This is a genomic window from Magnetovibrio blakemorei (assembly GCF_001746755.1).
GTDB classification, from domain to species: Bacteria; Pseudomonadota; Alphaproteobacteria; order Rhodospirillales; family Magnetovibrionaceae; genus Magnetovibrio; species Magnetovibrio blakemorei.
On record NZ_MCGG01000017.1, the window covers coordinates 167,379 to 173,599 of the forward strand.

Here is a 6,221-nt window from a genome sequence, read left to right on the forward strand (position 1 = left end):
CACAACATGAAGTACAATGACCGCCCCCTCCTGTGGCAAATGCTTCTTCCCCTGTTATTTGTAAGCTTATTGTGGGTTGGGGCCACGGCGTTCACCATCGCGAGCTTGAATGAATCTCTCTCGCTGACGAAGCAACTACATGCCAGTCACGTCACTTCGGTACTCCGGCTCGAAAACATTAAAAACAAATTCTCCGCACTCAATCAAAATCTTTTGGAACTTCTGGCATCAGAAGAGGCAACTCAAATACAAGACCTCGCCAAAGAGATCGAAGTGCGTCAACAAAAACTACATGGCGAGCTGATCAATTTAAATTCGGCACTGCTAAGATCACACCCGGATGCACTTTCATATTACAAAACGGTCCACAACTATTTTGGGCTTTATATCAGCTCAGTACGGCATTTGATTTTTCTCATTAAAGATTTTGAAAAAGAAGCCGCCTTTCTCGAATACCAAAAAACAGTTAGCCAACTCCTGGGAGATATTGACGAAACGCTCAACAAAATGACCAAACACGAGGTCACTGTTATGAATGAAGCATTTGACGAGTCATTAAGACAGGAAGCCCAAAACACTTACTTGTCTATGTTTTTCAGCATCATCTCGGGAACGGTATCCCTTTTGGTTTTGATCTGGAACGCACGGAGAATCGTCAAGCGTTTGAAGGTGGTCAGTAAGTTTGCATCAGGTTTAGATAAGGGCAATTTGTTGTTGAAGAGCCCTGAAACGGCAAAAGACGAAATCGGCAAACTCAGTCATGACCTGGAACATATGGCACAACGTCTCGACAGTTCGATCAAGGAACTTGACACCTATCATTGCCACCTTAAAGAACTGGTCAATGAGCGAACCAACGAACTGAATATCTCCAAGATCAATGCGGAAGTGGCGAACCGCACCAAATCAGAATTTTTGGCCAATATGAGCCACGAGCTTAGAACCCCTTTGAATGCTGTCATTGGTTTTTCCAGCGCCATGCAAACAGAAATATTTGGTTCTTTGGGGGATGCAAAATACGTTGAATATATCAACAACATCCATGATTCCGGGATTCATCTTCTTGAACTCATCAACGACATTCTTGACCTCTCCCGGATTGAAGCGGGCGCTTTTGAACTTGATGAAGAACCTATGGATATTTCGGTGCTTTGCCACAACATCACCAAATTGGCTGGGCCACGGGCACTTGCGGGACAGATCCAGCTTAAAAACCGAGTTCCCAGGGACTTGCCATTATTTATTGGCGACCAGCGCCGAATGAAACAAATTCTCTTCAATCTCCTCACCAATGCGACCAAATTCACAGACCCCGGCGGCACGGTCACGTTGGAAGCTTCGGCGAATGACAAGCACGCCCTGTCGATAACCGTGACGGATACCGGCCTGGGCATGACGAAGGAAGAAATCAATCTTGCCTTGTCTCGTTTTGGCCAAGTTGATGGATCTTTGTCCAGAAAACATGAAGGCGCTGGCTTGGGCCTGCCTTTAACGGAAGCACTCGTGCAATTGCATCATGGAGAACTGAAAATACAAAGCCAGAAAGGCCAAGGCACCACCGTAACCATTTCCTTCCCGCCAGAGCGGACGTTGACCTCTGTGGTAACAAACGGGGGCTAGGACCTTGATCGAATTTAGCCTCCTCCATAAGAGGCTTGAGTTCCAAACGTATTGTCAGTCCAATTCTCTGAGCATCTCGGCCGTCGAATATTTATCGAGGGCAACCTTAACGGCATTCCGTCCAGCTTCCTTGGCTTTGTAAAGGGCGACATCGGCACGTCGAAGAACTTGGCCCAGGGTATCTTCTTCGTCTCTGTAGTTCGCCCTGAAAAACTCTCAACATATTGATAAATAATGATTCCCTTGGGATTCTAAATATAGGAAAATGCCAGAAAGCAGTCCCGTAACGCTCATTTTCTGGTAGATTCTCATGAAGCCTAAAAAACCCCGCCGCCGTGATGCCGATCTGTTTCGCGAACGTCTGGACGCCATCATCGACATGAAGCATCACTTGATCCGGTTGGCCGGGATGTCCGACACCGTCGCCCAGGCCGCGCAAATGACTGGTGTCGATCCCGAGCGGATTTATGCCGATAGGGGCTATCGCGGCCATAATTACGAGGGCGAGGCCTCGGTCATGCTGTCCGGACACAAGCGCGGATTGAGCCCCCAAATGAAGCGTGAGTTGAAACGAAGATCGGCCATCGAGGCGACCATCGGGCATATGAAAACCGATGGCAGGCTTGATCGAAACTTCCTAAAAGGCCAAACTGGCGACGCCATCAACGCTCTGCTGGTTGCCGCAGGCCACAACATGCGCCTGATCCTCAACGCCCTGGCATTTTGGCTTGCCTGGATCATGAGCGTGACAGAAAAGACAGTCAAAATAGTAAAAACGGATACTTCCCGACTTATGATCCGATACCAAACATCAATGGCTTAGGCATTGTTCAGGGCGAACTCTGTAAGTGCTGACGCCCAAGCTAATGGTCAAGAAAACCGTTTGGCCATGAGCGATGACCGGGGTTTCAGAAATGATGGTTCTCAGACGTTCCGCAAGAACAACTGCAAACTCACTCTTGGTGTCCGGCAAACAAATTGCAAATTCCTCACCACCAATCCGACCCGCAATATCAACCGTGCGGATGGTATCCTTTATAATATTGCCAATCAGGGTAAGAGCTGCATCGCCCATTTCATGGCCATACGTGTCATTGACGTCTTTAAAACGGTCTACATCTAACATGATAATGGAGTACGACTGACCAAACCGCTTTGCTTGCTTGTTGATGTACTCACCCTTTTCGATAAATGACCGACGATTGTTGATGTCCGTCAGGACATCTGTGTGCGCCAATATTTCGGCCCGTACTTTTGCATCGCTTAGGGATTGCGTTCGTTCACGCACCCTTTCCTCAAGCAAAGCGCGCTCGCGTTTCAAATCAAATATGGCAATGGAAAGCTGACGAAACGACGTGGACAGAAAGAAGGCAAGTATGGCGGCAGTCAGCAAAAACTCTTGCATGGCCACCACGGTTTCCGCTTGAGTTCCGATATGAGTAAACGCACCAAGTTCATTGGTTGCCCCAAAAGCAGCCGTGAAGGCAATCACCACCAACGCTGCGGTTGCCCCACGTTGACCAAATCGTATCGCTAAATATGCTATGAGCGGGAGCAAGAGTGATGGCATCCCTGTCCAGTACGGCCATGAGGCAGGAGATAAAAAGACAACGGCACTCAGCAACAGGGTAGCAGCCGCGCTTGCCACAATTTCAAAAAATTGCGTGCGCCAATGAATCAAGGCTCTCTCGTCCCTCGTGAGCCACGCCAACAAGAATGGTGTTATGAGAAGCAACCCGATTGCATCCCCAAACCACCAAACGCGCCAAAACGCCCAATACGATATACTCTCATCGCCCAATTCATAAATGGCCGCACCGCACAAAGCGGCGATTGGTGGAGAGACAAAAAGAAAAACCCCGACCATACCAAGAGACAGATCAATGGAGATGTCTTTGTATGACTTGCCGCGCAGCAGAACAAAGCGAATAAAAAATGCCGTTAATGTCGCCTCTAGCGCGTTGACCAAAGCGAAGCCAGCGATCTGCCAAATTGGAAAATGTCCAAAATCGGCCAAAAACTCACCAATTATGCCCGCACCGACGAACCAGATCCAATGCCGAGGCCTTGAAAGAATTAAGGCGGCCACAATCACCGCATTGGGGGGCCAGAAAATCGCGATGCCTTCGGGCATGATCGTCGTCGAAATGGCCAGTTGCGCTAAACCGTAATATGTCAAGCAGGCTAAGATGGATTGAGTGAGAATGTGGCTGAAAAATCGCTGCAATAGGTCTTACTCTTATCCAGAACCAAATACGCAGCCAAATTTTAGCGGAATGAAGATCAGATGAATATAATAATATTCAGCACATGCGCCTGACTCCCGGACAGGCCCGTCAATCAGGGATCAAGCTCCGTTTGATGAAGAGGCCCTACAGTTCACCTGAGCAGCACCATCATGGGCACCGCATAAGCTCGGCGCTGACCAAAACAACTTAAGAATTTAGCGTTGTTTTTATAGTCTCTAAGAGTTGCTGTTCTGTAAAGGGTTTCGCGAGGACTTGATTAGCGCCGAATCTTTCTGACATTTCAAGGAAGTCCATATTCCGCGAACGTCCGCCACCTGAAATGGCAATAATCTTTAAGTTCGGAAACATACTTTTGAGCTCGATAATTGTCTCAATGCCCTCTTTCTCAGGCATAATCAGATCTGTGATGATCAAATCAAATGGGGTCTCAACCTGTTTTTTGACACCAATACGGCCATTTTCGGCTTCTTCAACATCATAATGAGCATTTTCAAGAATTTCACGTATTGCAAAGCGCGCCAGTTCTTCATCATCAATAATGAGTACACGCATAAAAACACCATCAACTTTTTAGGTATGAAACTTAAGCAAACAAAAACCTTGATGTACAAGAGTAATATATAAATCTTTAAGTTGAAACAACATCTTTGTATAGACTGCCAAAACATTGACATGTTGCAGCTCACATTGAAGCCTCAGCAAACAAAAAAGCCCGCCCCGAAGGGCGAGCTTTTTTAAACTTGGTGCGGTCGAGAAGACTCGAACTTCCACGAACTTGCGTTCACAGCGACCTCAACGCTGCGCGTCTACCAATTCCGCCACGACCGCATAAAGTTTTTCGTGACACAACACCTTAAACGAGGCGTTGCCTGCGGGGGGAATAGCAAATACTGTCGCTTCAATCAAGCACAGAGAAATAAAAGCCCAAACGAGATTTAACAATGGCGGAAAACAAGGCTTTACCAACGGTCGAATGGTGTGTTTCCGAGGCCTTGGTGGACTATGGCGAGGCCCTCGACTTCATGGAAACACGCGTTGCAGAGATCCGCGACGGCTCAAAGCCGGAAATCGTATGGCTTTTGCAGCACCCGCCGCTGTACACCGCAGGCACCAGCGCCAAGGCGAACGACCTGTTGGACGCTGAGCGTTTCCCCGTTTACGAGGCCGGACGCGGTGGCCAATACACCTATCACGGCCCCGGCCAGCGGGTGGCCTATGTGTTGCTGGATCTCAAGCATCATGGCAGCGACGTGCGCGCTTTTGTGCAAAAATTGGAAGAGGTGATGATCCGCACCCTGGCCGCCTTTGACGTGGCTGGCGAGCGCCGCGATGGGCGGGTCGGCATCTGGGTGGCCGATCCTCAGCACATCGGCACGGAAGCGAAAATCGGCGCCATCGGCGTGAGGGTGCGCAAGTGGGTCAGCTTTCACGGCTTGGCACTCAACGTCAATCCGGACTTAAGCCACTTCAGTTCCATCGTACCGTGCGGCATTTCCGAACACGGTGTGACTTCGCTTGCCGACTTGCACGTTGAAGCCACCTTAGGCGACGTCGATACGGTCTTGCGTCAAACCTTTGAAGCTGTTTTCAAGCGTCACATCCAAGACATTGACGCCGCTCAGTTTCTGGCTCAGGTTGAGGCCCCAGTGCCAAAATGATGGCAGATGGACGCGGCCACAATTCCTGCGTACGATAATCGAATCCTAATTTTGAATGGGCAATCGCGGGTTGAGAGCGTAAACAAAAGTGAACATGGACCGCAAACTGATCCTCATTTTGCCCCTGACATTGGCGTTGTTCGTTGGCATCGCCCTGTTCACGATGACCGGGTTTTCCAGCCTGACCGAACGTCAAAATCACGAAGTTGATCGTGCGCAGTCTGACGTCTGGGTGTTGTCTCAAGTGGCGCTTGACGTGGAACGCACGCTGCATATGTTGCATATGTATGCGCACGCAGATGAGGGGCTAACTCACGACAAGGTCTTGATGCAATTTTCCGCACTCTGGAGCCGCATCCCGCCCATCTTAAACTCTGACGATACGGCCCATCTGCGCACCATTGCAAACATCAACGACACCATCATCGATTTGCAAAACACGATGTCCAGGCTTGATCCCATCCTTGTGAACTTAAAACCTGGTGACGATGTTCAGATGGCCATCATTCACGACGCCTTAAACCCCTTTTCTGCGCGCCTTGACCGCCTCGCTTCGCTACAGGTGTCCAACACCAACTCCAACGAAGCAGACCATCGCCAAAACATCACCAACCGCACCAAAATTTTGGAATATTCCGTCATTCTTATTTTTGCCGCCGCGATGGTCATGGTGGTGATGTTGGTGATTGAAAGT

At 49.1% G+C, this 6,221-nt stretch carries 5 protein-coding genes, 1 tRNA gene and 1 pseudogene; 4 read left to right on the plus strand and 3 right to left on the minus strand.

Features of this window, described 5'->3' with window-relative positions; translation table 11 throughout:
- Positions 1-6 precede the first annotated feature (6 nt).
- Positions 7-1,620, plus strand: a complete 1,614-nt coding sequence (locus BEN30_RS06125) for a HAMP domain-containing sensor histidine kinase (RefSeq protein WP_069957445.1) — start codon at positions 7-9, stop codon at positions 1,618-1,620.
- Positions 1,621-2,029: 409 nt separating this feature from the next.
- Positions 2,030-2,443 (plus strand): annotated as a pseudogene (locus BEN30_RS06130) (transposase); the annotation flags it as partial.
- On the opposite strand, the gene BEN30_RS06135 reads toward BEN30_RS06130, so the two are convergent.
- The 3 genes from BEN30_RS06135 to BEN30_RS06145 form a co-directional block, all read right to left on the minus strand.
- On the minus strand, positions 2,432-3,847 hold the full coding sequence (locus BEN30_RS06135) for a sensor domain-containing diguanylate cyclase (protein WP_084005117.1): 1,416 nt from the start codon (positions 3,845-3,847) through the stop codon (positions 2,432-2,434). The pseudogene BEN30_RS06130 and the gene BEN30_RS06135 overlap by 12 nt on opposite strands.
- A 208-nt stretch (positions 3,848-4,055) precedes the next feature.
- Positions 4,056-4,421 (minus strand): response regulator, encoded by a 366-nt coding sequence (locus tag BEN30_RS06140; protein ID WP_069957117.1) that lies wholly within the window; start codon positions 4,419-4,421, stop codon positions 4,056-4,058.
- Between the two features lie 189 nt (positions 4,422-4,610).
- A tRNA-Leu gene (locus BEN30_RS06145) sits at positions 4,611-4,697 on the minus strand.
- 113 nt (positions 4,698-4,810) lie between these two features.
- On the opposite strand from BEN30_RS06145, the gene lipB reads away from it, so the two are divergent.
- Positions 4,811-5,527 (plus strand): lipoyl(octanoyl) transferase LipB, encoded by a 717-nt coding sequence (gene lipB / locus BEN30_RS06150; RefSeq protein ID WP_069957116.1) that lies wholly within the window; start codon positions 4,811-4,813, stop codon positions 5,525-5,527.
- A 94-nt stretch (positions 5,528-5,621) separates the two neighbouring features.
- Positions 5,622-6,221: hypothetical protein (locus BEN30_RS06155; RefSeq protein WP_139134880.1), on the plus strand; the 600-nt coding region annotated here is incomplete at its 3' end.